Annotated in this window: 21 protein-coding genes; 10 read left to right on the top strand and 11 right to left on the bottom strand. The window is 70.4% G+C overall.

Going from position 1 to position 23,637, the window contains the following annotated elements; all coding sequences use genetic code 11:
- Position 1: 1 nt before the first annotated feature.
- Positions 2-1,672, bottom strand: coding sequence for a threonine/serine exporter family protein (locus ABD355_RS40760; protein ID WP_344406260.1), 1,671 nt, complete (start codon positions 1,670-1,672; stop codon positions 2-4).
- 104 nt (positions 1,673-1,776) lie between these two features.
- A complete protein-coding gene (locus ABD355_RS40755; RefSeq protein WP_217556031.1) occupies positions 1,777-2,268 on the bottom strand; it encodes an inorganic diphosphatase in 492 nt (163 codons plus the stop codon).
- Positions 2,269-2,347: 79 nt separating this feature from the next.
- On the opposite strand from ABD355_RS40755, the gene dacB reads away from it, so the two are divergent.
- The 7 genes from dacB to ABD355_RS40720 all read left to right on the top strand — a co-directional run bounded on the left by dacB (position 2,348) and on the right by ABD355_RS40720 (position 10,364).
- On the top strand, positions 2,348-3,967 hold the full coding sequence (dacB, locus tag ABD355_RS40750) for a D-alanyl-D-alanine carboxypeptidase/D-alanyl-D-alanine endopeptidase (RefSeq protein WP_344406258.1): 1,620 nt from the start codon (positions 2,348-2,350) through the stop codon (positions 3,965-3,967).
- A 78-nt stretch (positions 3,968-4,045) separates the two neighbouring features.
- Positions 4,046-5,170 (top strand): zinc-dependent metalloprotease, encoded by a 1,125-nt coding sequence (locus ABD355_RS40745; protein WP_344406256.1) that lies wholly within the window; start codon positions 4,046-4,048, stop codon positions 5,168-5,170.
- Positions 5,171-5,362: 192 nt separating this feature from the next.
- Positions 5,363-6,406 carry a tRNA lysidine(34) synthetase TilS gene (tilS, locus tag ABD355_RS40740; protein WP_344406255.1) on the top strand — a complete coding sequence of 348 codons (1,044 nt, stop codon included), beginning with the start codon at positions 5,363-5,365 and terminating at the stop codon, positions 6,404-6,406.
- A gap of 53 nt (positions 6,407-6,459) precedes the next feature.
- Complete coding sequence (gene hpt / locus ABD355_RS40735; protein WP_030942590.1) at positions 6,460-7,020, top strand: hypoxanthine phosphoribosyltransferase; 561 nt, start codon at positions 6,460-6,462, stop codon at positions 7,018-7,020.
- A gap of 183 nt (positions 7,021-7,203) precedes the next feature.
- Positions 7,204-9,243, top strand: coding sequence for an ATP-dependent zinc metalloprotease FtsH (ftsH, locus tag ABD355_RS40730; RefSeq protein WP_344406254.1), 2,040 nt, complete (start codon positions 7,204-7,206; stop codon positions 9,241-9,243).
- A 142-nt stretch (positions 9,244-9,385) separates the two neighbouring features.
- On the top strand, positions 9,386-9,991 hold the full coding sequence (gene folE, locus ABD355_RS40725) for a GTP cyclohydrolase I FolE (RefSeq protein ID WP_344406252.1): 606 nt from the start codon (positions 9,386-9,388) through the stop codon (positions 9,989-9,991).
- Positions 9,992-10,028: 37 nt separating this feature from the next.
- On the top strand, positions 10,029-10,364 hold the full coding sequence (locus ABD355_RS40720) for a hypothetical protein (protein WP_344406251.1): 336 nt from the start codon (positions 10,029-10,031) through the stop codon (positions 10,362-10,364).
- A 699-nt stretch (positions 10,365-11,063) separates the two neighbouring features.
- Here ABD355_RS40720 and ABD355_RS40715 read toward each other — a convergent pair.
- The 6 genes from ABD355_RS40715 to ABD355_RS40690 all read right to left on the bottom strand — a co-directional run bounded on the left by ABD355_RS40715 (position 11,064) and on the right by ABD355_RS40690 (position 16,152).
- Positions 11,064-11,549, bottom strand: a complete 486-nt coding sequence (locus ABD355_RS40715) for a DUF3180 domain-containing protein (RefSeq protein WP_344406249.1) — start codon at positions 11,547-11,549, stop codon at positions 11,064-11,066.
- A 67-nt stretch (positions 11,550-11,616) separates the two neighbouring features.
- Positions 11,617-12,228, bottom strand: a complete 612-nt coding sequence (gene folK, locus ABD355_RS40710) for a 2-amino-4-hydroxy-6-hydroxymethyldihydropteridine diphosphokinase (protein WP_344406248.1) — start codon at positions 12,226-12,228, stop codon at positions 11,617-11,619.
- On the bottom strand, positions 12,225-12,584 hold the full coding sequence (folB, locus tag ABD355_RS40705; protein WP_030942601.1) for a dihydroneopterin aldolase: 360 nt from the start codon (positions 12,582-12,584) through the stop codon (positions 12,225-12,227). Before folB ends, folK begins: the two co-directional genes overlap by 4 nt.
- Positions 12,585-12,832: 248 nt before the next feature.
- On the bottom strand, positions 12,833-13,336 hold the full coding sequence (locus ABD355_RS40700; RefSeq protein WP_344406247.1) for a nuclear transport factor 2 family protein: 504 nt from the start codon (positions 13,334-13,336) through the stop codon (positions 12,833-12,835).
- The gene (gene folP, locus ABD355_RS40695) at positions 13,333-14,211 is read right to left on the bottom strand and encodes a dihydropteroate synthase (RefSeq protein ID WP_344406246.1); all 879 of its coding nucleotides are present in this window, start codon (positions 14,209-14,211) and stop codon (positions 13,333-13,335) included. The genes ABD355_RS40700 and folP overlap by 4 nt, the downstream gene beginning before the upstream one ends.
- A gap of 129 nt (positions 14,212-14,340) precedes the next feature.
- Positions 14,341-16,152, bottom strand: coding sequence for a phosphatidylglycerol lysyltransferase domain-containing protein (locus ABD355_RS40690; protein ID WP_344406245.1), 1,812 nt, complete (start codon positions 16,150-16,152; stop codon positions 14,341-14,343).
- Between the two features lie 224 nt (positions 16,153-16,376).
- Here ABD355_RS40690 and ABD355_RS40685 point away from each other — a divergent pair, with 224 nt between their 5' ends.
- Together ABD355_RS40685 and ABD355_RS40680 are read left to right on the top strand one after the other, a co-directional pair.
- Positions 16,377-17,504 carry an alpha/beta hydrolase gene (locus ABD355_RS40685; protein ID WP_344406244.1) on the top strand — a complete coding sequence of 376 codons (1,128 nt, stop codon included), beginning with the start codon at positions 16,377-16,379 and terminating at the stop codon, positions 17,502-17,504.
- A gap of 135 nt (positions 17,505-17,639) precedes the next feature.
- Positions 17,640-19,004: a hypothetical protein gene (locus ABD355_RS40680; protein WP_344406242.1), complete on the top strand. Its 1,365-nt coding sequence runs from the start codon at positions 17,640-17,642 to the stop codon at positions 19,002-19,004.
- A gap of 462 nt (positions 19,005-19,466) precedes the next feature.
- Here ABD355_RS40680 and ABD355_RS40675 read toward each other — a convergent pair whose 3' ends face one another.
- Positions 19,467-20,804, bottom strand: coding sequence for a PH domain-containing protein (locus tag ABD355_RS40675; RefSeq protein WP_344406241.1), 1,338 nt, complete (start codon positions 20,802-20,804; stop codon positions 19,467-19,469).
- Positions 20,801-21,313, bottom strand: coding sequence for a PH domain-containing protein (locus ABD355_RS40670; protein ID WP_344406240.1), 513 nt, complete (start codon positions 21,311-21,313; stop codon positions 20,801-20,803). Before ABD355_RS40670 ends, ABD355_RS40675 begins: the two co-directional genes overlap by 4 nt.
- 31 nt (positions 21,314-21,344) lie before the next feature.
- On the opposite strand from ABD355_RS40670, the gene ABD355_RS40665 reads away from it, so the two are divergent.
- Positions 21,345-22,496, top strand: a complete 1,152-nt coding sequence (locus ABD355_RS40665; RefSeq protein ID WP_344406238.1) for an NADH-quinone oxidoreductase subunit D — start codon at positions 21,345-21,347, stop codon at positions 22,494-22,496.
- A gap of 27 nt (positions 22,497-22,523) precedes the next feature.
- Here the strand turns inward: ABD355_RS40665 and ABD355_RS40660 are convergent, their stop codons facing one another.
- On the bottom strand, positions 22,524-23,537 hold the full coding sequence (locus tag ABD355_RS40660; protein ID WP_344406237.1) for an SAM-dependent methyltransferase: 1,014 nt from the start codon (positions 23,535-23,537) through the stop codon (positions 22,524-22,526).
- Positions 23,538-23,637: the final 100 nt, after the last annotated feature.

The following is a 23,637-nucleotide window of genomic DNA, read 5'->3' as shown; positions in this document are numbered from 1 at the left end:
CTCAGAACCCCCGCGTCCGCTTCGCGGCCCGCCGCCCCGCCGCAGAAGCCCCGCCGGGAACCCGCAGGAACAGCCGCGAGATCTCCGACCCCAGATTGACCCCGATGGCAATGGCCATGGCCAGGGACGCGGCCGTGGCCAGCGACACCAGCCCCTTGTCGACGTTGTTCTGGGCGATCGACAGCAACCCGAAGTACGTCGAGGACCCCGGCAGCAGCGGCCCGATCGCCGCCGTCGTGTACGGCAACGCCGAAGCGAACCGGTACCGCGACAACAACTGCCCGAACAACCCCACCAGCCCGGCCGCGACAGCCGTGGAGGCAACCGGCGACAACCGGCCGGGATAGTGCAGCGCGCCGTACACACACCACGCGACGCCCCCGTTCAGCGTCACCCACAGCACGGTCGACCGCTCCTGCTGCAACAACACGGCGAAGGTCAGCGAAAGCAGCATCGACGCCCCGATCTGCCATCCGGGCCGTTCGGCGATGCTCAATGCCGCGTCGGGGTTGAGCTTGGCGCCCAGGTTCACCCCGAAATACAGCACCACCAGCACACCCACGACGATGCCGACGAACAGATACATGACCTCGAGCAGCCGCGCCGACGCGGTGATGTAGAACCCGGTCAGCCCGTCCTGCACGCCCGCCACCAGCGCCCGGCCCGGCAGCAGCGCGAACAGCCCACCGGTGATGACCGCGGACGCCTTCACATCGACGCCTGCCACGGTCAGCGCGATCCCGATGGCGGCCGGAGGCATCGCGGCGACCGTGAACTGGTAGAACTCCGGCAGCCCGCGCCCCGCGCACAACCAGGCCAGCCGGTCGCCGAGCATCGCGCCGAGCATGGCCGCGATGAAGACGATCCAGTCACCGCCGACCAGCACGGAGGCCGCCCCGGCGAGCAGTCCGCTCGCCCCGGTCAGCACCCACCCCGGATAGGGGTGCCGGTTGCGGCGGATCTCGGCGAGCCGCCGGTAGGCCTCCTCCAGCGAGATGGTGGTCTCCGGGTCGCTGAGGTCGTCCACCAGATGGAACACGGCCGCCAGCCGTGTGTAGTCGGTGGCCCGGCGGCGCACCGTCCGCGAGGCCGTCACCGGGTCGTCGACCAGGGACGGCTGGTACGAGATCGACAGCAGGGTGAAGGTGACGTTCGGCTCGCAGCGGTCGAGGCCGTAGGACCGGCAGACCGCGAACATCGCCGCCTCCACGTCCTCCGCGCCCTCACCGCCCGCCAGCAGCAGCTCGCCGATGCGCAGGGTCAGGTCGAGGACGCGCGGGACGGCCGGACCGCCCTCCTCCGCCTTCGGCCCCGCCTCCGGAGCGGGCCGCTCGGCCACCGGCATCCGCAGCATCGTGCGCATCCGGTCCTGCCAGGGCACGTCCTTGGTGAGGCTGACCACGGGTATGCCGGTCGCCGGTGTGAAGGCGGCCGGGGCGTGGTGGGCGCTGTAGGTGCTCGGCGTGCTGAACGCCGACCCCTCGGGCTCGGCGCCGGGCGGCTGCGGGACGTCCAGGCCGTCGGGGACGGCGAACTCGGACGTGGTCTCCGGCTCGACGACGACTCTGGGGGCGGCGAAGCCCGCCGGAATGGCGAACTCCGAGGTGATCTCGGGATCGAACGTGCCCCTGGCCTCGTCCGACTGCGGCTTGCGGTCCTCCGCCTCCGTCACGTGAGTAACGCTCCCTGTACGACGCGTGCAGCTACGCCAGTATGCGCACAGAAACACGAACGGGCCGCACGCGTGCGCGTACGGCCCGTTGGACGACTCAAGGCTCAGTGGCCGCCCGACTCCTTGAACCGCTTGTAGGAGCGCTCGATCTCGATCTCGGCGTCCGTACGGCCCACCCAGTTGGCGCCCTCGACGGACTTGCCGGGCTCCAGGTCCTTGTAGACCTCGAAGAAGTGCTGGATCTCCAGGCGGTCGAACTCCGACACGTGGTGGATGTCACGCAGGTGCTCGACGCGCGGGTCCGTCGCCGGCACGCACAGCAGCTTGTCGTCGCCGCCGGCCTCGTCCGTCATCCGGAACATGCCGATCGCACGGCACTTGATCAGGCAGCCCGGGAAGGTCGGCTCGTCAAGAATGACCAGCGCGTCCAGCGGGTCGCCGTCCTCGCCGAGGGTGTTCTCGACGAAGCCGTAGTCGGTCGGGTAGGCGGTCGAGGTGAAGAGTCGACGGTCCAGGCGGATCCGGCCGGTCTCGTGGTCCACCTCGTACTTGTTCCGCGAACCCTTCGGGATCTCGATCGTGACGTCGAACTCCACCGGTGGCTCCTCCATGATCAACACATAGTTCTGGTGGTTAAGTGTCCCTCACGCAGGTGTGTGATCGCGAAAGGGGCTGGTGTTCGTGCCAGAGCTGAGGCCGTGGCGGGCCGCGAGGCCGCGTGTGGTGCGGGCCGCGAACGCCGTACGACCGCGTCTGGCACGGGCCGCCCAGGCCGTGCGCCCGAAGCTCGAACGAGCCGCGGCGGCTACGAAACCGCAGCTCGCACGGGTACGGCCCACCCGCATCAGCTGGCCGAAGACCGTCAGGACCTGGCAGTACACCGCGGGCGCCGCCACCGTCGGTGTGACGCTGGCCGTCGCCGTGGCGACCGCCGCCGGCCCCTGGGACTCCACCGGTCAGCGTACGGCCGAGGCGGACCGTGCAGCCGCCCTCGACCGTACGGGTGGCGCAGATCACGGACGTAATCCCGATACGTCCGATTCGGCGGCCGGGGGCCCGCGCCCCGCCCCCAGCGCCGCCGCCGTCCTGACCGGTCTGGGCGGCGCCATGAGCACCGTCAAGTCGGCCCCGACCGGCCCGGCCCTCTCCGGCGTCCTCGACCCCCTGCTGCAGGACGCGGCGCTCGGCACCCGGCACACCGCCGCGGTCGTCGACGTCGCCACCGGCAGGCGCCTCTACGGCACCGGCGCCGACACCGCCATGACCCCCGCCTCCGTGACGAAGATCGCCACGGCGGTCGCCGCGCTGTCGACGCTGGGCGCCGACCACCGCCTGACCACCCGCGCGGCCCTGGAACCCGACACCAAGGAACTCGTCCTGGTCGGCGGCGGCGACCCGACCCTGACGGCGCACCAGGACGCCGAGGGCTGGGCGAGCCTGCGGGACCTGGCCGACCGGACGGCCGCCGCCCTCAAGAAGCGCGGCATCACCGAGGTCACGCTCTCGTACGACACCACGCTGTACGCAGGGCCCGCACTCCACCCCATCGGCGTCAACGTCAACCTCGCCCCCGTGAGCGCCCTGATGGCCGACGAGGGCCGCACGGACGACTCGACCAGCGGCCCCGTCGAACGCGTGACGGACCCGGCGGCGGACGCGGCCCGCACGTTCGGCTCGTTCCTCGCCGGACACGGCATCCGGACCACCTCGCCCGGCCCGTCCAAGGCGACGACCCGCGCCGAGAACCTCGCCGCCGTCTCCTCGCCCCCGCTGTCGTCCCTGGTCGAGCGCATGCTGACCAACAGCGACAACGACATCGCGGAGGCCCTGGCCCGCCAGACGGCCGCCGCGGTGGGGCAGCCCGCGAGCTTCGACGGCGGCGCGTCCGCGATCGCCGGCGCACTGAGGAAGCTCCAACTGCCGCTCCAGGGCGCCCAGTTCCACGACGGCAGCGGCCTCGACCGGGACGACCGGCTCACGGCCGACCTGCTCACCGCCCTGCTGGTGAAGGCCGGCGACCCTGCCCACCCCGAACTCCGCCCGGTCCTGACGGGCCTTCCGGTGGCCGGCTTCACCGGCACCCTGACCAGCCGCTACACGGGCGGCGCGGCAGGAGTCGTACGAGCCAAGACAGGCACCCTGACGGGCGTGAACACCCTGGCCGGCACCGTCGTGGACCAGGACGGCCGGCTGCTGGCGTTCGCCTTCCTGGCCTCGAACACGACCAACGCCCCGCAGGCCCAGTCCGCACTGGACCGCACGGCCACGGCACTGGCGGCGTGCGGCTGCAGCTAGCTGTTCCGCACCGCCGTGGGCACGGGTGCCGGCCTCCGCGGCCTGCCCCAAGTGGGAACGCTCACGTACCGTTGACGCATGACGAGCATCGGTGGTGCCGAGATGGTCGACTGGAATCTCGCGGTGGCGACCGCGACCCGGCTCGTGCGGCCGGGCCCCGACGTGAGCCGCGACGAGGCCCGGGCCGTCGTCGCGGAACTGCGCCGGCATGCCAAGGCCTCGGAGGAACACGTCCGGGGCTTCACTCGTATGGGCACGGAGGAGACCCACGACACCCCGATCCTGGTCGTCGACCGCCCCGGCTGGGTCCGGGCGAACGTCGCAGGCTTCCGGGAGATCCTCAAGCCGCTGCTGGAGAAGATGCAGGAGCGGCGCGGCAACAGTCCCGGTGGCGCGGTCCTCGGTGCGGTCGGCGGCAAGGTCACCGGCGTCGAGCTGGGCATGCTGCTGTCGTTCCTGGCCTCCCGAGTGCTGGGCCAGTACGAGACCTTCGCCCCGGCCACCCGCGACCTTCCCGCGGGCGAAAACAACGGCGGCCGGCTCCTGCTCGTCGCCCCGAACATCGTGCACGTGGAGCGCGAACTCGACGTACAGCCCCACGACTTCCGCCTCTGGGTCTGTCTGCACGAGGAGACGCACCGCACCCAGTTCAGCGCGGTGCCCTGGCTGCGCGACCACCTCGAGGGTGAAATCCAGTCTTTCTTGGGGGAGACCGACGTCGACCCCATGACCGTGCTGGAACGCATCCGCGAGGCCGCCCAGTCGCTCGCCGGCGGGCGCCCCGAGGGCGAGGAGGACGACGGCGGGCGGTCCTTCGTAGAGATCGTGCAGACCCCGGCGCAGCGGGAGATCCTCGGCCGCCTCACCGCCGTGATGTCGCTCCTGGAGGGCCACGCCGACTTCGTGATGGACGGGGTGGGTCCGGACGTCGTGCCGTCCGTCTCCGAGATTCGCGAGAAGTTCCAGCAGCGCCGTGCGAAGGGTGCCTCCCGGCTGGACATGGCCCTGCGCAAGCTGCTGGGTCTGGATGCCAAACTCAGGCAGTACCGCGACGGCGAACGCTTCGTGCGGGCCGTCGTGGACCAGGTCGGCATGGACGGCTTCAACCGAGTGTGGACGTCCCCCAACACCCTGCCCACCAAGGCGGAGATCGCCAAACCGGCGGACTGGGTCGCGCGGGTGCACCGCAAGAGTGAGTCGTGAACCCCGTGGGAAGGTCGTGAAACGAATCCGGCCGACGGCAGGCGAACGCCCCTCCAATCACCCGTCCGAGGGACCGTGAGCCATGGGTAGGCGTGCGATGCTCGGGGAACGGCCCGGTTCTGTCACCATCTACACACTCTGAGTGACCGACCCCGGGCTCACCCCCCGAAAACTTCATGAAGGGAACCGGACATGGGTCCCCATCCTGCGGTCGCGGCGATACGCCTGGCGGTCCGCCACGTCCTCCACGACATCCTCAACGGCCATCGGGCCACCTCCGAGGCTCCCGGGCCCTCGGCGCAGGCTCCGCACGAGCGCCCCTCCTCGCCGCTCGTGCTCGTGGCATGCTCCGGCGGCGCCGACTCCATGGCCCTCGCCTCCGCCCTCGCCTTCGAGGCCCCCAAACTCGGCATCCGGGCCGGCGGCGTCACCGTCGACCACGGGCTGCAGCCCGGCTCCGATCTGCGCGCCGACGAAGTCGCCCTGCGGCTGCGCGAACTGGGCCTCGATCCGGTGGATTGCGTCGCCGTGACCGTCGGCCGCGAAGGCGGCCCCGAAGCCGCCGCCCGCGACGCCAGGTACGCCGCGCTCGATGCCGCAGCCGTCCGCCACGGCGCCACCGCGATCCTGCTCGGCCACACCCGCGACGACCAGGCCGAGACCGTACTGCTCGGCCTCGCCCGCGGCTCGGGCATCCGCTCCCTGTCCGGAATGGCCGCGGTCTCGGGGGCCGGCGGCCGTTACCGCCGCCCCTTCCTCCAGCTCGACCGGCAGACCGCCCGCAAGGCCTGCATGGTCCAGTCGCTCCCCGTCTGGGACGACCCCCACAACGCGGACCCCGCGTACACCCGCTCCCGGCTGCGCCACGAAGGCCTGCCCGCCCTCGAGAAGGCGCTCGGCAAGGGCGTCGTCGAGGCCCTCGCCCGCACCGCCCAGCTCTCCCGCGACGACGCCGACGCCCTCGACGCCTGGGCCGGCCAGGCCGAGGCCTCCGTACGCGACGCAGCGGGCCTCCTGGAGTGCGCCAAGCTCTACGCCCTGCCGCCCGCCGTGCGCCGCCGTGTCCTGCGCCGCGCGGCCATCGAGGCCGGGGCTCCCGCCGGTTCGCTGTTCGCCCGCCACATCGAGGAAGTCGACCGGCTGATCACCGGCTGGCGGGGCCAGGGGGCCATCAATCTCCCGGGCAAAGTCGTCGCCCAGCGCCAGGGTGGCAGACTGGTGATTCGGCAAGGCTGAAACCTTGCCCCCCTTTGGGGGGTGATGGGCGGCCGGTGGGACGACCGAAAGTGATGCGGGTGGACGCGAAAGACATGGGCACCGACCTCAAGCAGGTGCTCATCACCAAGGAAGAGATCGACGCGAAGCTGGTGGAGCTGGCCGCGAAGATCGACGCGGAGTACGCGGGCAAGGACCTGCTCATCGTCGGCGTCCTCAAGGGCGCGGTGATGGTCATGGCCGACCTCGCCCGGGCGCTGTCCACCCCCGTCACCATGGACTGGATGGCCGTGTCGTCGTACGGCGCGGGCACCCAGTCCTCCGGTGTGGTGCGGATCCTCAAGGACCTCGACACCGACATCAAGGGCAAGCACGTCCTCATCGTCGAGGACATCATCGACTCCGGCCTGACCCTGTCCTGGCTGCTGTCCAACCTCGGCTCCCGCGAGCCCGAGTCGCTCAAGGTGTGCACCCTGCTGCGCAAGCCGGACGCCGCCAAGGTCGCCATCGACGTCGAATGGGTCGGCTTCGACATCCCGAACGAGTTCGTGGTGGGCTACGGCCTCGACTACGCCGAGAAGTACCGCAACCTCCCGTTCGTCGGTACGCTCGCGCCCCACGTCTACGGCGGCTGAGCCAGCAGGGCCGTCTTTGTAGGACGATCGGGAACCCCAGCGGGTTTCGCGCCGTTGGAGCATGCAGACGGGTTTGCCAGCCGTCCCGTGCGGCTTCGCGCGACAATGCTGGGGTACCGTCAGAAGAACTGTCTTATCAAACTCACTATGGCAGGAGGGACGGGGCGACACCGCTCCGTATGGATGGACGTGAAGCGATACTTCCGTGGGCCGGTCATGTGGATCGTGCTGGCCGTCCTTGCCGTGGTCGTGTTGATGCAGGTCGTCGGCTCGTCCGGCGGCTACAAGACGGTGGACACCGGCCAGGTCGTGGCAGCGATCAACGACAACAAGGTGGAGTCGGCCAAACTCACCACCGGTGACGAGCAGACCATCAAGGTCCAGCTCAAGAACGGCGAAAAGGTCGAGGGCAGCTCGAAGATCCAGGCGAGCTACATCGGCGACCAGGGCGTGAACCTCGCCAACACGCTGCAGACCAAGTACCAGGACAAGCAGATCCCGGACGGCTACACCGTTTCGCCGTCCAAGCAGAACCCCTTCCTGGGCATCCTGCTCTCCCTGCTTCCCTTCGTCCTGATCGTGGTCGTCTTCCTGTTCCTGATGAATCAGATGCAGGGCGGCGGCTCCCGGGTCATGAACTTCGGCAAGTCCAAGGCCAAGCTCATCACCAAGGACACCCCGAAGACGACGTTCTCGGACGTCGCGGGCTGTGACGAGGCCGTCGAGGAGCTCCACGAGATCAAGGAGTTCCTGCAGGAGCCGGCGAAGTTCCAGGCGGTCGGCGCCAAGATCCCCAAGGGCGTGCTGCTCTACGGCCGTCCCGGTACCGGCAAGACGCTGCTCGCGCGTGCCGTCGCCGGCGAGGCGGGGGTCCCCTTCTACTCGATCTCCGGTTCCGACTTCGTCGAGATGTTCGTCGGTGTCGGTGCCTCCCGGGTCCGTGACCTGTTCGAACAGGCCAAGGCGAACGCCCCGGCGATCGTCTTCGTCGACGAGATCGACGCGGTCGGCCGCCACCGCGGCGCCGGCCTCGGCGGCGGTCACGACGAGCGCGAGCAGACGCTGAACCAGCTGCTGGTCGAGATGGACGGCTTCGACGTCAAGGGCGGTGTGATTCTCATCGCTGCGACGAACCGCCCGGACATCCTCGACCCGGCGCTGCTGCGTCCCGGCCGCTTCGACCGGCAGATCGCGGTCGACCCGCCGGACCTGCAGGGCCGTCTGGAGATCCTCAAGGTTCACCAGAAGGGCAAGCCGGTCGCTCCGGACGTCGACCTCGCGGCCGTCGCCCGCCGTACGCCGGGCTTCACCGGCGCCGACCTGAGCAATGTGCTCAACGAGGCCGCGCTGCTCACCGCCCGCAGCGACAAGAAGCTGATCGACAACTCCATGCTGGACGAGGCGATCGACCGCGTGGTGGCGGGCCCGCAGAAGCGGACCCGGATCATGTCGGACAAGGAGAAGAAGATCACCGCGTACCACGAGGGCGGTCACGCCCTGGTCGCGGCGGCCTCCCCGAACTCCGACCCGGTCCACAAGATCACGATCCTGTCGAGAGGCCGTGCCCTCGGCTACACGATGGTCCTGCCGGACGAGGACAAGTACTCCACGACCCGCAACGAGATGCTGGACCAGCTGGCCTACATGCTGGGCGGCCGCGCGGCCGAGGAGCTCGTCTTCCACGACCCGACCACGGGCGCTGCGAACGACATCGAGAAGGCCACCGCCACGGCCCGCGCGATGGTCACGCAGTACGGCATGACCGAGCGGCTCGGCGCCATCAAGTTCGGCGGCGACAACACGGAGCCGTTCCTCGGACGTGAGATGGCTCACCAGCGCGACTACTCGGAAGAGGTCGCCGCGCTGGTGGACGAGGAAGTCAAGAAGCTCATCGAGAACGCGCACAACGAGGCCTGGGAGATCCTTGTCGAGAACCGCGACGTCCTCGACAACCTCGTCCTGAAGCTGCTGGAGAAGGAGACGCTGGGCAAGGAGGAGATCGCCGAGATCTTCTCCGCCATCGTCAAGCGCCCGGCCAGGCCCGCCTGGACCGGCTCCTCCCGCCGTACGCCGTCCACCCGCCCGCCGGTGCTCTCCCCGAAGGAGCTCGCACTGACGAACGGCGCCAACGGCGCGACCCCGGCGATCAGTACCGCCAAGTCGACGTCGACGGAGTCCGCCCCGGCGATCGAGACGGCCCCGGAGGACCGTCCGGAGAGCTGACCACCGCTCTCCCGGCGGCCACGTCGGCCCGGAATGAACGCCGCACCCCCCAGGTTCTAGCCTGGGGGGTGCGGCATTTCAGCCAGATTGCAGACGAGCCGCGTGGCCCACACGCGTGACCCGCACAGGAACGAGGCACCACATGACCGACCCCGTGACGCTGAACGGCGAGGGCTCGATCGGCGAGTTCGACGAGAAGCGCGCCGAGAACGCCGTACGCGAACTGCTGATCGCGGTCGGCGAGGACCCCGACCGGGAGGGCCTCAGGGAGACACCGGCGCGGGTGGCGCGGGCGTATCGGGAACTCTTGGCGGGGCAGAGGCAGGAGCCAGAGGATGTCCTGACGACCACGTTCGACCTGGGGCACGACGAGATGGTCCTGGTCAAGGACATCGAAATCGTAAGTTTGTGCGAACATCACATGCTGCCGTTTCATGGTGTGGCTCATGTGGGATACATCCCGGCCGAAAGCGGCAAGATTACGGGTCTGTCGAAGCTTGCACGGTTGGTTGAGGTGTTTGCCCGCCGTCTGCAGGTGCAGGAACGACTCACCACGCAGATCGCCGACTCCCTGATGCGGATCCTTGAGGCCCGGGGCGTGATCGTGGTTATCGAGGCCGAGCACATGTGCATGTCGGTGCGCGGGATCCGCAAGCCGGGTGCCAAGACCACGACGTCGGCGGTACGTGGCCAGCTTCGGGATGCTACGACCCGTGCCGAGGCAATGAGCCTGATACTCGCACGCTGACCTGATTGTCAGTGGTGCCCTATACCGTCCTTGATCAGTGGAGTTGATCGTTGATCAAGGGGGGATCGCGATGGGGTATGGGCTGCCCAGCAAGCAGACGGTAAACGTGGTCGGTGGGCGCTTGCAAGCGCGGGATGTGCAGGTCGGATGCCGCCTGTGGACGTTGGAAGGGGAGAGCGGCGTTCAGACCACGGTCGTGGAAGTGGTGACCGTCAAAGTTGGAGAGGTCGTGGACATCGTGACCGATCACGTGACGTTCACCGTGGCTCCGGATCAGATGCTGGGCACGCCCGATGGATGGGTTCATGCGAGGGATGCCGAGGGGACCGTTCTTGCTTGGACACCCGCGCGGAAGCTGTGCCGTGACGGTTGACCATCAAGCCGGGCTATGAGTTCGGTTACATGATTGGGGCCAACTGCGCAGACGGAACGGTCGGCAGAAACTACGTGTCGCTGGTGGTCAACGACGAGGGATTCGCCTCGCGTTATGCGGCATGTCTAACAGCAGCAACCGGATTGCCCGCTCGCCCGGAAGCAGTGACACGGCCGTCCGGTTACCTGCAGCGGGAGGCGCCTGGCTTCCGAGTACGTGTGGTCTCGTCGGACCTGGCCGACTGCTGAGGCAGCACGTGGGCGGGGACGCCCACCACATGCGGCAGCGTTTTCCTCGCGTTGTTCTGCATGACAGGGAGACGTTCGAAGGCTTTCTGGACGGCTACATGGACGGGGACGGATTTCGCCCCAAGACGTGGCCTGCGCGCTTGTTGGTCAGCTCCAATGTGCCGTTTCTTTCAGAACTGGCGCAGGTGGTCGGCGCGAGATACACCGCGTACCAGTGGACTGGCCTCGCGCCTGGTCGTAGCTGACAGCTGGCCTTCGCGAGCCACTTTCCAGCCAGAGGAACACCCGCTGCAGCTCAGGGAGTCCACCTGGGCCCAGGTCCACGAGGTACGGCAGCGTACCGCTAGGGACAAGCCCTTCACCCTCTACAGCTACTGCCTTGACCCCTATCCCGGCTTCCTGGTTAACGGACATCTCACCCGTCAGCCCTGGTAACGGCGTCCAGGCACGGTCAGGCCGCCGACGCCGCCCCGTTGTCGTGCTCGTCGTCGTCCGGGAGTCTGCACACGCGCTCCAGGAAGATGGCCGCCACTATCACCGCGATACCCGCCACGACCGAGAAGCCGGCGTAGATGGCCTGGTCGCGGCGGGCCGGGATGTCGAGGAGCTCCAGGAGGAAGACGCCCGTGCCGCCGTACATGCCGGCGACCAGGGCGGCGACCAGGGCGCTGGCCTGACCGAAGACGACCGCGCGCGCCGCCATCAGCGGGTCGACGCCCTTGGCCTCGGGGCGGCGCTCGCGCTGGGCCTTGAAACGGCCGCGCAGGGAGAGCGCCGTGGCCGTCAGGACCACCGCGATCAGGGCGAGGACGACGGGGGCGGCGAGGGGGACGCTGGGCAGGGTCCCGATCGAGTTCCAGAGGCGGGCGCCCGCCCAGGACAGGATTCCGGCCACGACGAAAACTCCGGCCAGCACCCTGATGCGCAGCTCTCTCACTGTGTCCCTTCAGCTCCCCCGGGTCTGCGGACCGTCCCGCGGACAGTGGTCGTCCTGACCTTAACGACTACTCGGGCAGGTGGAGTTCCAGGTCCTTGCGCGCGGTGACGCCCTCGCGGGTGACGGCGTCGAGGAGAGCGGCGACCGCGCCGTGGCCGGGCAGCTGTGCCTCCGGCTCCATGTCGTGCCAGGGGGCGAGGACGAAGGCACGCTCGTGGGCGCGCGGGTGGGGGAGCGTGAGGTGCGGGTCGTCGTCGATGACGTCGGCGTACGCGACGATGTCGACGTCGAGGGTGCGCGCGCCCCAGCGCTCGTCCCGTACCCGGTGGAAGGCCTCCTCGACCGCGTGCGCCCGCTCGAGCAGCGAGGACGGCGGCAGGGTGGTCTTCAGGACGACGACCGCGTTGAAGTAGGAGGGCTGGCTGCCGGGCTCGACGCCCCACGGCTCCGTCTCGTACACCGGGGAGACGGCCTTGATGCGGACGCCCGGGGTGTCCTCCAGGGCGTCGATGGCGCCCTGGAGGGTCTCCAGGCGGTTGCCCAGGTTCGCGCCGAGGGAGATCACCGCCCGTTTCGGGTTGTGGAGCGTCGTGTCGGCGGCGTCCACCTGCGCCACGACGGAGGCGGGTACCGGCTGTACGGTCGGGTCGCTGGAACCCGTGGCGAAGGACGCGGTCATACTCGGCTCCGGGTGATGGTGACGGTCACGTCGTCGAAGGGGACCGTGATCGGGGCGTCCGGTTTGTGGACGCAGACCTCGACCTCCTGGACCCCGTCGTGCTTCAGACAGGCCTGGGCGATGCGCTCGGCGAGCGTCTCGATGAGGTCGACCGGCTCGCCCTCGACGACGGCCACGACCTCCTCCGCCACGATGCCGTAGTGCACCGTCTTCGCCAGGTCGTCGTCGGCGGCGGCCGGACGGGTGTCCAGACCGAGGACGAGGTCCACGATGAAGGTCTGGCCCTCCTCGCGCTCCTTGGGGAACACCCCGTGGTGCCCGCGGGCCTTGAGGCCGCGCAGCGCGACACGATCCACGCGAATCACTCCTGCAATCGTCGGTGACGGCCGGTCGATGCCGTGTGCGGGCGGCACACCGGCCTCGAACGAATCTACCTGCGGGCACTGACAGGGCCGGGCCACTGGGGCGTGGCCCGTGCCGGGACCAGGAGGGTTCATCGCGTGTTTCCCCTGGGGAACCCGGCGGCTCATGGGCTGGTAGCCGCCCCTACCCAGAGGTCCGTGATTCCAACCACTTCTTGGTCCTCAAGGGGGCGCCTACCCACTCAGGAGGGTGTGCCCTCGTCCTCGTCCTCGTCGGTTTCGGTCATCACCGGGGAGGCGTGGTGGGACCAGAGTTTCCAGCCTGCCGGGGTGCGGCGGAACACGTTCGTGGCCACCACCAGCTGCCCGACGAGCGGGCCGAGTTCCTCGCTGCCCTTGGGGGCGGGGCCGCCGCTGAGGATGTTCTCGGTGCAGGTCACCAGGGCGGTGTCACCGGTCACGGAGACATGCACATCGGTGAGGAAGAACTGGATGTAGTCGGTGTTCGCCATGATCAGCGCATACGACCTGAGGACCTCGCCACGGCCGGTGAGTGCGGGCCAGCCGGGGTGCACGCACGAGATCACACCGGTGTCGGCCGGGTCGTGGTACTCCTCGTCGACCCCCAGGTCGGACGGCGCGAGCCAGAGCGCGGACAGGTCCTCGAAGTCGCCGCGCTCCATGGCCTCGTAGAAGGCGGTGTTGGCGGCTTCCACCTGCTCGACATCGGTGTGGGGGGCGCTCACCGGGCTCCTTCGGCAGCGCGCGCGCCCTCCACGGCGCGCGCGACCCGTACGGCGTCCGCCGTCGCGCGCACCTCGTGCACGCGCACCGCCCATGCGCCGGCGTGCGCCGCGAGTGCGGAGACGGCGGCCGTGGCGGCGTCACGCTCGCGCGCGGGCGGGGGTGCGCCCTCCGGTCCGGCCAGGACCCGGCCGAGGAACCGCTTGCGGGAGGCGGCGACGAGCAGGGGATGGCCGAGCCCGAGCAGCCGGTCCAGGTGGGCGAGCAGGACCAGGTCGTGCTCGGCGTCCTTGGAGAAGCCGAGACCGGGGTCGACGACGATGCGGTCGGGGGCGATGCCGCCGGCCAGAACGGCCTCCACGCGTGCGTGCAGTTCGCCGGCGACTTCGGTGACGACGTCGCCGTACACGCCCTTGACGTTGTCGCCCTCCAGGAAGCCGCGCCAGTGCATGACGACGAAGGGGGCGCCGGCCGCCGCCACCACCGGGATCATCGCGGGGTCGGCGAGGCCGCCGCTGACGTCGTTGACGAGCGCGGCGCCGGCGGCGAGGGCCCGTTCGGCGACGGAGGCGCGCATGGTGTCGACGGAGACGCTGACGCCCTCCGAGGCGAGGCCGCGGACGACGGGGATGACCCGCTTGAGCTCCTCGGCCTCGTCGACGCGGGTGGCGCCCGGCCGGGTGGACTCGCCGCCGACGTCGACGAGGTCCGCGCCCTCGGCGACCAGGTCCAGGCCGTGTTTGACGGCGTTCGTCGTGTCGAAGAAGCGGCCGCCGTCGGAGAAGGAATCGGGCGTGACGTTCACCACTCCCATGACCGCGCAGCGGTCCCACTCCGGAAGGCCCGCGACGCGCCCGCGTCCGCTCTGCTTGCTCATACGTTCAGCGTAGGCCCCGGCCGCGGCCGCAAGACGCCACGGCCCGGACGGAAGCCCTCCGGTTGGAGGGGGGTTTCCGTCCGGGCCCGTTCTGCACAGTGTCCGGCGTCCGGTGTGTCGGTCAGGCGGTCATGCCGCGCGTACGTCGCGCTCCGCGACGGCGTGCGTGCACACGCGCGGGGCGGTCCTGCGGCGGCGCAGGAAGCGCGGCAGCGGCAGGGCGAAGTTGACGAAGCCCTCCGCCTGCATGGCGGCGAAGCCGATGCGCGGCAGGTCGGCCGATGCGCGGTAGACGACGAAGCGGGGCTCCCAGCGCGGCTGGAACTTCGCGTTGAACTTGTACAGGGACTCGATCTGGAACCAGCGGGAGAGGAAGACCAGCAGGCCGCGCCAGGCGCGCAGCACCGGGCCCGCGCCGATCTTCTCGCCACGCGCGAGTGCCGAGCGGAACATCGCGAAGTTGAGCGACATGCGCGTGATGCCGAATTTCGGTGCCGCCTGGAGGGCCGCGACGATGAGGAGTTCGTTCATGCCGGGGTCGGCCGAACGGTCGCGGCGCATCAGGTCCAGGGAGGCGCCGTCGGGGCCCCACGGGACGAAGTGCAGGATCGCCTTCAGGTCGCCGTACTCACCGGGCTGGTCGTCCGCCTTGTGCGCGGTGGCGATCAGGCAGTCGCCGTCGGCGGCGTCGCCGACGCGGCCCAGCGCCATGGAGAACCCGCGCTCGGTGTCGGTGCCGCGCCAGTCCTCGGCGGCGTTGCGGATCCGCTCCAGCTCGGCCTCGCCGAGGTCACGTACACGTCGTACCCGGGTTTCGTAACCGGCGCGCTCGATGCGCTTGACCATCTGACGCACGTTGCGCATCGCTCGGCCGGCGAGGGAGAAATCCGCTACGTCCACCACCGCCTCGTCGCCCAGTTCCAGGGCGTCGAGTCCGGTCTCGCGGGTCCACACCTCACCGCCCGTCTCCGAGCAGCCCATGACGGCAGGCGTCCAGGAGTGGGCCCTGGCCTCGTCCATGAACCGCTCGATGGCGCCCGGCCAGGCCTCGACGTCGCCGATGGGGTCACCACTGGCGAGCATCACGCCGGACACGACCCGGTACGTGACCGCCGCCTTCCCGCTGGGCGAGAAGACGACCGCCTTGTCGCGGCGCAGCGCGAAGTGGCCGAGGGAGTCGCGGCGGCCGTGCTTCTCCAGCAGGACGCGCAGACGGGCCTCGTCCTCCTCCGTGAGGCGGGCGGCCGGGTGCTCGGGCCGGAAGGCCAGGTAGATCGTCGTGACCGCCGTCAGCAGGCCGAGGGCGCCCAGTGAGAAGCCGACGGTCCAGGAGGTGTCGCCCTGGTAGTCGACCGGGCCCTCGAAGCCGAACAGGCCGTACAGGACGTGCGTGATGCGGTCGGCCAGGCTCGGGTCGCCGATCATCCGGTTCGTGTGGACGCTGACGATGACCAGTCCGAGGGCGAGGGATCCTGCGCCCATGAGGACGAAGTTGGCGAGGGCCCGCCACCTGCTGCGCGGGTCGGGCAGCGCCGCGAACTGGTCGCGGTGGCGCAGCAGCGGTGCGAGCAGCGCCAGCGAGATGATCACGCCGAGGAGGGAGTGGCGGTATGTGAACTGTGCCACAGCGCCTGCCGGCAGCAGCGCCACCGCGGCGCGCCACGCCCGGCGTTTGCCGCGCCTCAGACCGTGTGCGAGCAGCAGCAGCAGAATGCCGGCGCTGAGTGAGAGCGCGGCCGCGAACGGGCCGAACGACCCGGGCAGCACCTCGGCGATCGAGTGCATACGGCTGTGCCTGAAGCGCGGGAAGACGCCCGCGGCGATGTCCAGAACGCCCACGAGGGTGCATGCTCTGGCGACGAGGACGGGGACCGCCTCGGGGCGCGGACCACGGAATACGCGCCGCGCGCTGCGTGCTGGGGTGGGAACCCCACCCGACATTTCCTCATCTGTCCTGACAGACATCGCATCCCGTAGTTCTGCGAGAGACCTTGGATCCGGGCCCGATTCGGGCATCCGGCGACATTGCGCCCTCTAGGACGGTGTCTCGGGGAGCGAGGTTCCAATCTCTCCTCAAAGCCGGTCCAAAGGCCGAGGAAAGTTCCGGACAAGCTCTCGCGAAGGTGCGCGGGATCCGGGTGGAAACCGCAGGCAGGAAGCAGGTCATGGGTCTTACGAGCAACAAAGTGCTGCTGCTGGCAGTGATGTTCGCCGTACTGCTGTTCGTGGGCACGGTGTGGGTGTGGCCGCGACTGGCACGGCGCAACTGGCGCGCCGTGAGCGGACGCGTCGGGCTGCTGTTCGGCACCCAGCTCGCCCTCTTCCTGTCGGTGGGCCTCGCCGCGAACCAGGCCTTCGGGTTCTACGCCAGCTGGGCGGACCTCTTCGGCCAGGAGAAGGCCCAGGGGGTGGTCGTGAACCACTCGGCGTCCGGCGCCGCCGGCGGCCCGCTGCAGGTGATCGACACGGCACACGTGCATGGAGTCGGCGGTCCCGAGCCACAGAAGGGCGGCCAGATCCAGAAGGTCGACATCGTCGGCCGTACGACGAACATCGACACACCCGCGTATGTGTATCTGCCGCCGGAGTACTTCCAGCCGCAGTACCGCACGCGTACCTTCCCCGCTGCGGTCGTCCTCACCGGATATCCGGGCACCGCCCAGGCGCTCGTGGACAAGCTGCACTATCCGAGTACGGCACAGGGCCTCGCGAAGAACGGCCGTATGCAGCCGATGATCCTGGTGATGCTGCGGCCGACGGTGGCGCCGCCGAGGGACACGGAATGCGTGGACATCCCGGGCGGCCCGCAGACGGAGACGTTCTTCGCCAAGGACCTGCCCGATGCCGTACTCGCGCACTACAGGGTGGGTAAAAAGCCGGGCAGCTGGGGCATCATCGGCGATTCCACGGGTGGCTACTGTGCGCTGAAGCTCGCCATCCACCACCCCGGGGTGTATGCCGCGGCGGCGGGCCTGTCGCCGTACTACAAGGCGCCGACCGACCCCACCACGGGCGATCTCTTCCACGGCGACAAGGCGCTGCGCAATCGGTCCAGCCTGTGGTGGTGCCTCAAGCACCTGCCCGGTCCGGACACTTCACTGCTCGTCACCAGCAGCAAGATCGGGGAATCCAACTACAAGTCGACGCAGAAGTTCATAGCGGCTGTGCAGGCCACGAACCGGACGCGGATCTCGTCGATCATCCTTGACAGCGGTGGCCACAACTTCAACACCTGGCGGCGGGAGATTCCCGCGACTCTGCAGTGGATCAGCGGACGGCTGAGCGAGGGGTGACCAGGGTTCCCACAGGTGATGATCTTGCTGAATTCGGCAAAGGCCTATTCCTGATGCCCTGTGAACGTTTCGGTATGGCTGTGTTTTTGCGGGGCGGGGCACCAACACTCCCCTACGCGCGGTAAGTTTCTGGCCATGCCACGTGGACGTCACCGCCATTCCCCGCCCTTGCACAGACTGCTGCCACCGTCGGCGATCGCAGGCGTCTCTCTCGTCTGCGCCTTCGGGCCGTGGGTGTTCTCACAACAGGCCGTGCTCCGTGTCATAGCCGCGGGCGCCGCGGCGACGGCGGTCGTCGGTGCGGCCGTCATGCGCCGTTGGGACACCCAGGCCGGCAAGCAGGTCGCGGACCTCACGCGCGCGCGTGCGAGCGACGAGTGGCGGCACGAGGAGCGGGTCGCCGAGCTGGAGACCGACCTCGAGGAGTCGCGTGAGCTGCGCGCCAAGCTGGAGCAGCGGCTGCGGGCCAAGCGCGCCGAACTGGCGGGACTGCGCAACGAACACGCGGCGCTGCTGCGGCGGTACGCCACCGCCGAGACCGAGCGTGCGAGCGCTCTGGAGGGCCGCCGCCTGCTCGAGATAGAGACGGGGGCCCCGGCCCGCGCGCTGCCGCCCGTGCCGGCGGCCGGCACGGAGCCTGCGAAGACGGCGCCCGTGGCGGAGGAAACCGAGGCTGTGGCTGCCTCGGCGGACGCCTCCGAGGGCGCTGCCGGCGAACCGGCGGCGCCGGCGATCTTCTCGCCGGAGGGTTCCAAGCTGTTCTTGCGGGCGAAGGCGGCACTGAAGAAGTTCGACGAGGACGGTGACGGTTCTCCGAAGGACGACGGCGGCGCGGACGGTGCGGCGGACGCGCAGGAGGCCGCGAGCGCCGAGACCGAGGACGGCACCGACCCCGAGGACGACGATTCCCCGAAGGGCGGCGGCTTCCCCAAGGGTGACGAGCCTTCGAAGGACGTCTCCCTGAAGGGCGAGCCGGTGACGGTGAAGGCCGGTTCGGACTCCGCGGCGGCTCAGACGGCCGCGACCGAGGCCGTCGCCGCCGAGCCCGCCGCCACCGGTGAGGCCGAGGCCGCGGCGCAGGAGGATGAGTCGCAGGGGCAGTCCCAGGCGGTCGACGAGCACGAGCGCGCGGCCGCCACCACTCCGGCCAGGCACATCCCGGCCGCTCAGCCCGTGCAGCAGCCCGCCGGTCACTTCGTCGCGCCGACCGCGGTGGCCGTCGTACCGGCCGCCCCCGTGCGGCGTCCGGCGGTCGAGGGCGGATTCGACTTCTTCGGTACGAAGAGCGAGGGGGCGCAGGACGCCCTGGAGGCCGTGCAGAACGAGGACCTCGCCGATGTCGTCGGCCAGGAGGCGCTCGCCGTCCACAAGGCCGAGGCCGAGGCGGAGTTCAAGCCGGCCGACAAGGAGGCCCCCGCCGTCGGCCAGGTCATCGACCTGACGGCCCACGACGAGACCGAGCAGATCGACGTGCAGGGACTGCGGAGCGCGGTTTCCTGAAACCTTCGGTCCCCTGACGGCCCCGGGCGGTTTTTGACGGCCCGGGGCTTTCGCTTGCGCGGGGCTCTCGGCTTGGGCGGGGGTTCGCTGGCGCGGGGCTCTCGGCTTGGGCGGGGTTCGCTTGCGCGGGGCTCTCGGCTTGGGCGGGGGGTTCGTTTGAGCGGGGCCGTCGCTTCCCTGGCTCTTCGCTTCCCCGGCTCTTGGGTTCCCGGGGTCTTCGCTTGGGCGGGGGGTCTCGCTTGGGTGGTATCCGAGCGTGCCTGGGCTCTTCGCTTCCAGGCTCTTCGCATCTCCGGCTCTTTGGTTCCCGGGGTCTTCGCTTGGGCGGGGCTTCGCTTGCCCGGGGGGCTCGCTTGGGCGGGGTCCGAGCTTGCCCTGGCTCTTCGCTTCCCCGGCTCCTGGGCTCACGGGGCCTTTGCTTTTCCAGGCCCCGGCTTTCGTGGCGCCGCCGGGTCATTCGCCCTACGACGCCATCCACCGGTCCGGCAGTGCGTCGCGCCGCCCGGTCCGTGACCGTTCGGCCTGTTGCTGCAGCAGGTCCGCCGCCTCCTGGGCGTCCCTCAGCCGGGCCGTCACGGTCTTGTCGGCTCCCGTGTCCACATGGACGTCGGCGAGCCGCCACAGCCGCTTCCAGGGTCCCTGGACCAGTCGCACGCTCTGCACCTTCGCGTGCGGCACCAGTGCCAGGTTCCGGCGCAGCAGGCCGTGCCTGGCGGCGAACACCGTGTCGGTGACGGCGATCCCCCGGCCCCGCCACCACACCGGCAGACACCACCCGGCCCGCCGAGGCGGCCGTGACAGCGCCTCGGACGACGGCACCGTCACCCCCGGCAGCACGCGCGCGACGACCGTCTCGGCGACCGCCCGCGGAGCGACCGGTACCAGCACGGAGTTGGACGAACCGGCCACATCCAGCTCCACCCGCACCCAGCCGAGCCGCCGCCACAGCAGCGGCTCCACGATCCGCACGGTCTGCACCCGGCCGGGCGGCACCGTCTCGTGCGTACGGTCGAGGAGTCCGTGGTCGATGCGCAGCCCGTCCGGTGACTCGCCCACCGTCCAGTCGTACTCGCCGACGAACCGCCCCGCGCTGCTCGCGCCCGCCGCGCCCAGCAGCGGCAGGCCGGTCGCGAGGACCGTCCACACGCTGTGGGTGGCCAGCCAGAGCACCGGTGGGACGACGAGCGCGGCCGCCAGGGAGCACCAGGTGGCGCCCGTCAGCAGGACGGAGATCGCGAGGTCGCGCGGCGGCGTGCGCAACAATTCGCGCGCGGGCGCCTCACCGACTTCGTGCGCCGTCTCGGGCGCGAAACCCGCGGCGCGCGCGAGCAGTTCCGCGCGCAGCGCACGCGCCTCGCGCTCCCCGAGGAAGGAGAGCTCGTCCTTCTTGTCGGTCCCGACGACGTCGAGTTTGAGCTTGGCGACGCCCGCCACGCGCGCGAGGAGCGGCTGGGTGACGTCGACGGCCTGGATGCGTTCCAGCCGGATGTGCGCGGTGCGCCGGAACAGCAGACCGGTCCGTATCCGCAGCTCCGTCTCGGTCACTGCGAAGTGCGTGAACCACCAGGTCAGAAAGCCGTACAGGGAGGCGGCCGGGACCAGGACGGCGAGCGCTATCAGGAGGGTCGTGGTGGTCAGCCGGGTCAGCTGCTGCTGTGCCTGGTCGGGATCGTGCAGGGCCCACCCGATGACCACGGCCACCGGCGCCCACGCCCGCCTCAGCGGCGTCACAGGATGCAGCCGCCGCTCGATCACGGGTTCCTTCGCGGCTACGGCGTCCTCGACGCCCGGCGCGGTCACAGACCCGCCGATCGGGCCTCGCCGAGCTCGGTGAGCCGGTCGCGCAGTCGCTCCGCCTCGGCCGGGTCAAGGCCCGGGATGGTCGCGTCGGTCGCCGCGGCCGCCGTGTGCAGCTGCACGCTGGCCAGCCCGAAGTGCCGCTCGACGGGCCCCGAGGTCACCTCGACCAGCTGCATCCGCCCGTACGGCACCACCGTCTCCTCGCGCCACAGCACGCCCCGGCTGATCAGCAGGTCGTCGGCCCGCTCGGCGTACCTCCAGGAGCGCCAGTTGCGGCCGAGCAGCACCCACCCCCAGGCCGCCACCGCCAGTGGCAGCAGCGCGAAGGCGGCCCAGCCGGGCCCGGCGAGCAGCCCGAGCAGCAGGCCCAGGGCGAGGGCCAGCAGTCCCAGCCACACCACCAGCAGCAGCCGGCGCATCCGCAGCAGCCCGGGCGGCAGCCCGATCCACACCGGCTCCGCCGATTCGTCCCCCGTCGTCCCCGTGTTCTGCGGGCTCCCCGTCTCCATGCGGCCAGGGTACGTAGGAGAGACTGAGTCCATGACTCCTACGACGGAGACCATGGTCGGTATCGGCGGCGCCGCGGAGAGCACCGACATGGTGCTCAACATCGGGCCGCAGCACCCGTCCACGCACGGCGTGCTGAGGCTGCGCCTGGTGCTGGACGGTGAGCGCATCATGCGCGCGGAGCCGGTCATCGGGTACATGCACCGCGGCGCGGAGAAGCTGTTCGAGGCGCGCGACTACCGCCAGATCATCATGCTCGCCAACCGCCACGACTGGCTGTCGGCCTTCTCGAACGAGCTCGGTGTGGTCCTCGCGGTGGAGCGCATGCTCGGCATGGAGGTGCCCACGCGCGCGGTGTGGACGCGCACGTTGCTCGCGGAGCTGAACCGGGTGCTCAACCACCTGATGTTCCTGGGCTCGTACCCGCTGGAGCTCGGCGGCATCACCCCGGTCTTCTACGCCTTCCGGGAGCGCGAGGTCCTCCAGAACGTCATGGAGGAGGTCTCCGGCGGCCGTATGCACTACATGTTCAACCGCGTCGGCGGCCTCAAGGAGGATCTGCCGGCGGGCTGGGCCACGCGCGCGCGTGCCGCCGTCGCCGCCGTGCGCTCGCGCATGGACGTCTACGACGACCTGGTCCTCGGAAACGAGATCTTCCGGGGGCGCACACGGGGCGTGGGGGCGCTGGCGCCCGAGACGGTGCACGCCTACGGCGTGAGCGGGCCGATCGCGCGCGCCTCGGGCGTCGACTTCGATCTGCGCCGCGACGAGCCCTATCTCGCGTACGGCGAACTGCAGGACACCCTGAAGGTCGTCACCCGGCAGGAGGGCGACTGTCTCGCCCGCTTCGAGGTGCTCCTGGAGCAGACCCACGTCGCCCTCGACCTCGCCGACGCCTGCCTCGACCGGCTCGCCGAGCTGCCACCCGGGCCGATCAACCAGCGGCTCCCCAAGGTCCTGAAGGCGCCCGAGGGGCACACCTACGCGTGGACCGAGAACCCGCTCGGCATCAACGGCTACTACCTCGTCAGCAAGGGCGAGAAGACGCCGTACCGGCTGAAGCTGCGCTCGGCCTCGTACAACAACATCCAGGCGCTCGTGGAACTCCTGCCGGGGACGCTGGTCGCGGACATGGTGGCGATCCTGGGGTCGCTGTTCTTCGTGGTCGGGGACATCGACAAGTAGCGCGGCGAGGAGCCGGGGCGGGCGCGGTCAGCCGAGGAGTGCGTCGGGGATTCCCACCGGCTGCAGCAGCCAGCCGAAGTCGCCGAGGCCGCCCGGTGCGGTGAGTTCGGCTGCTTCCCCGGCGCTCGCGAGGGCTCGTACGTATGCGGCGGGCCGGGTGGACGCCAGTGCGAGCGGGGGGCGTGCGCCGGTGATGCCCAGGGCGCGCAAGGCCTCGCGCTGCCGCAGAAGGCGCGCGCCGGAGAGCGTCCGCGCCGACCCGTGCGCCGCGCACGCGTCCAGGGCGACATGTGCCGTGATGTCGCACGACCCGTCCGGCACGGGCGCCGTCTCGCGCCCGGCGCGGAAGCCGGTGAGCGTGCCGAACGGCGGGCGCGCGTCCAGGGTGTGCGCGTAGTCGACGGCGACCGCGAGCCCCCGGTCGAGCGAGGAGACCGCGGCCGCCCAGGCCTCGTCCCGGGGAAGCCCGATCTCGGCCCGCAGCCCCTCCTCGGCCGGCAGCGGCCACCACCGGGCGAGCCACTCCGCTTCCGCACCGCCGACCGGCGCCCCGAGCCGTTCGGCCCCGTCCTGCCGTACGAGCACGCGCCGCGGTACGCCCGCCGCGTCCACCTCGGCGACCTCCACCGGCACGTTGTCCAGCCACTCGTTGGCGAACAGCAGCCCGGTGACCTGCTGGGGCGGTTCGGCGAGCCACTCGATGCGGTCGTCGAGGCCCGCCGGGCGCTCGGCGATCTCGACGGCGTACGCACGCGTGCGTGCCGCCACCTCGGCGGGCAGCGCGGCCAGCACACCGCCGGCCAGCTCACCCCTGCCCGCGGCCATGTCGACGAAGGCCAGCGCGCCGGGCCGCCCCAGGGCCTCGTCGACGCGGCACAGCAGCCGGGCCACCGCCTCGGCGAACAGCCAGGACGCATGCACGGACGTACGGAAGTGCCCGGCCGGCCCCTCCGGCCTGCGATAGAACCCACCGGGCCCGTACAGCGCGCCCTCCGCCGCCACCCGCCAGCCCAGCCACCGGCTCGATGTCTCTTCCGTCACCGGGCCAGGCTAAGCGCGCAGGAGAGGGGGGCCTCCACCTTGGGGAGTATGTACGCCAGGTGTGGATCGGTCCTCCGGTTGACCCCTGCACGCATCTCAC

Origin of the sequence: Streptomyces longisporus (assembly GCF_039532765.1) — a bacterium.
GTDB lineage: Bacteria > Actinomycetota > Actinomycetes > Streptomycetales > Streptomycetaceae > Streptomyces > Streptomyces longisporus.
The sequence above is the reverse complement of the archived record's forward strand: the minus strand, read 5'-3'. Positions and strand labels throughout refer to the sequence as shown.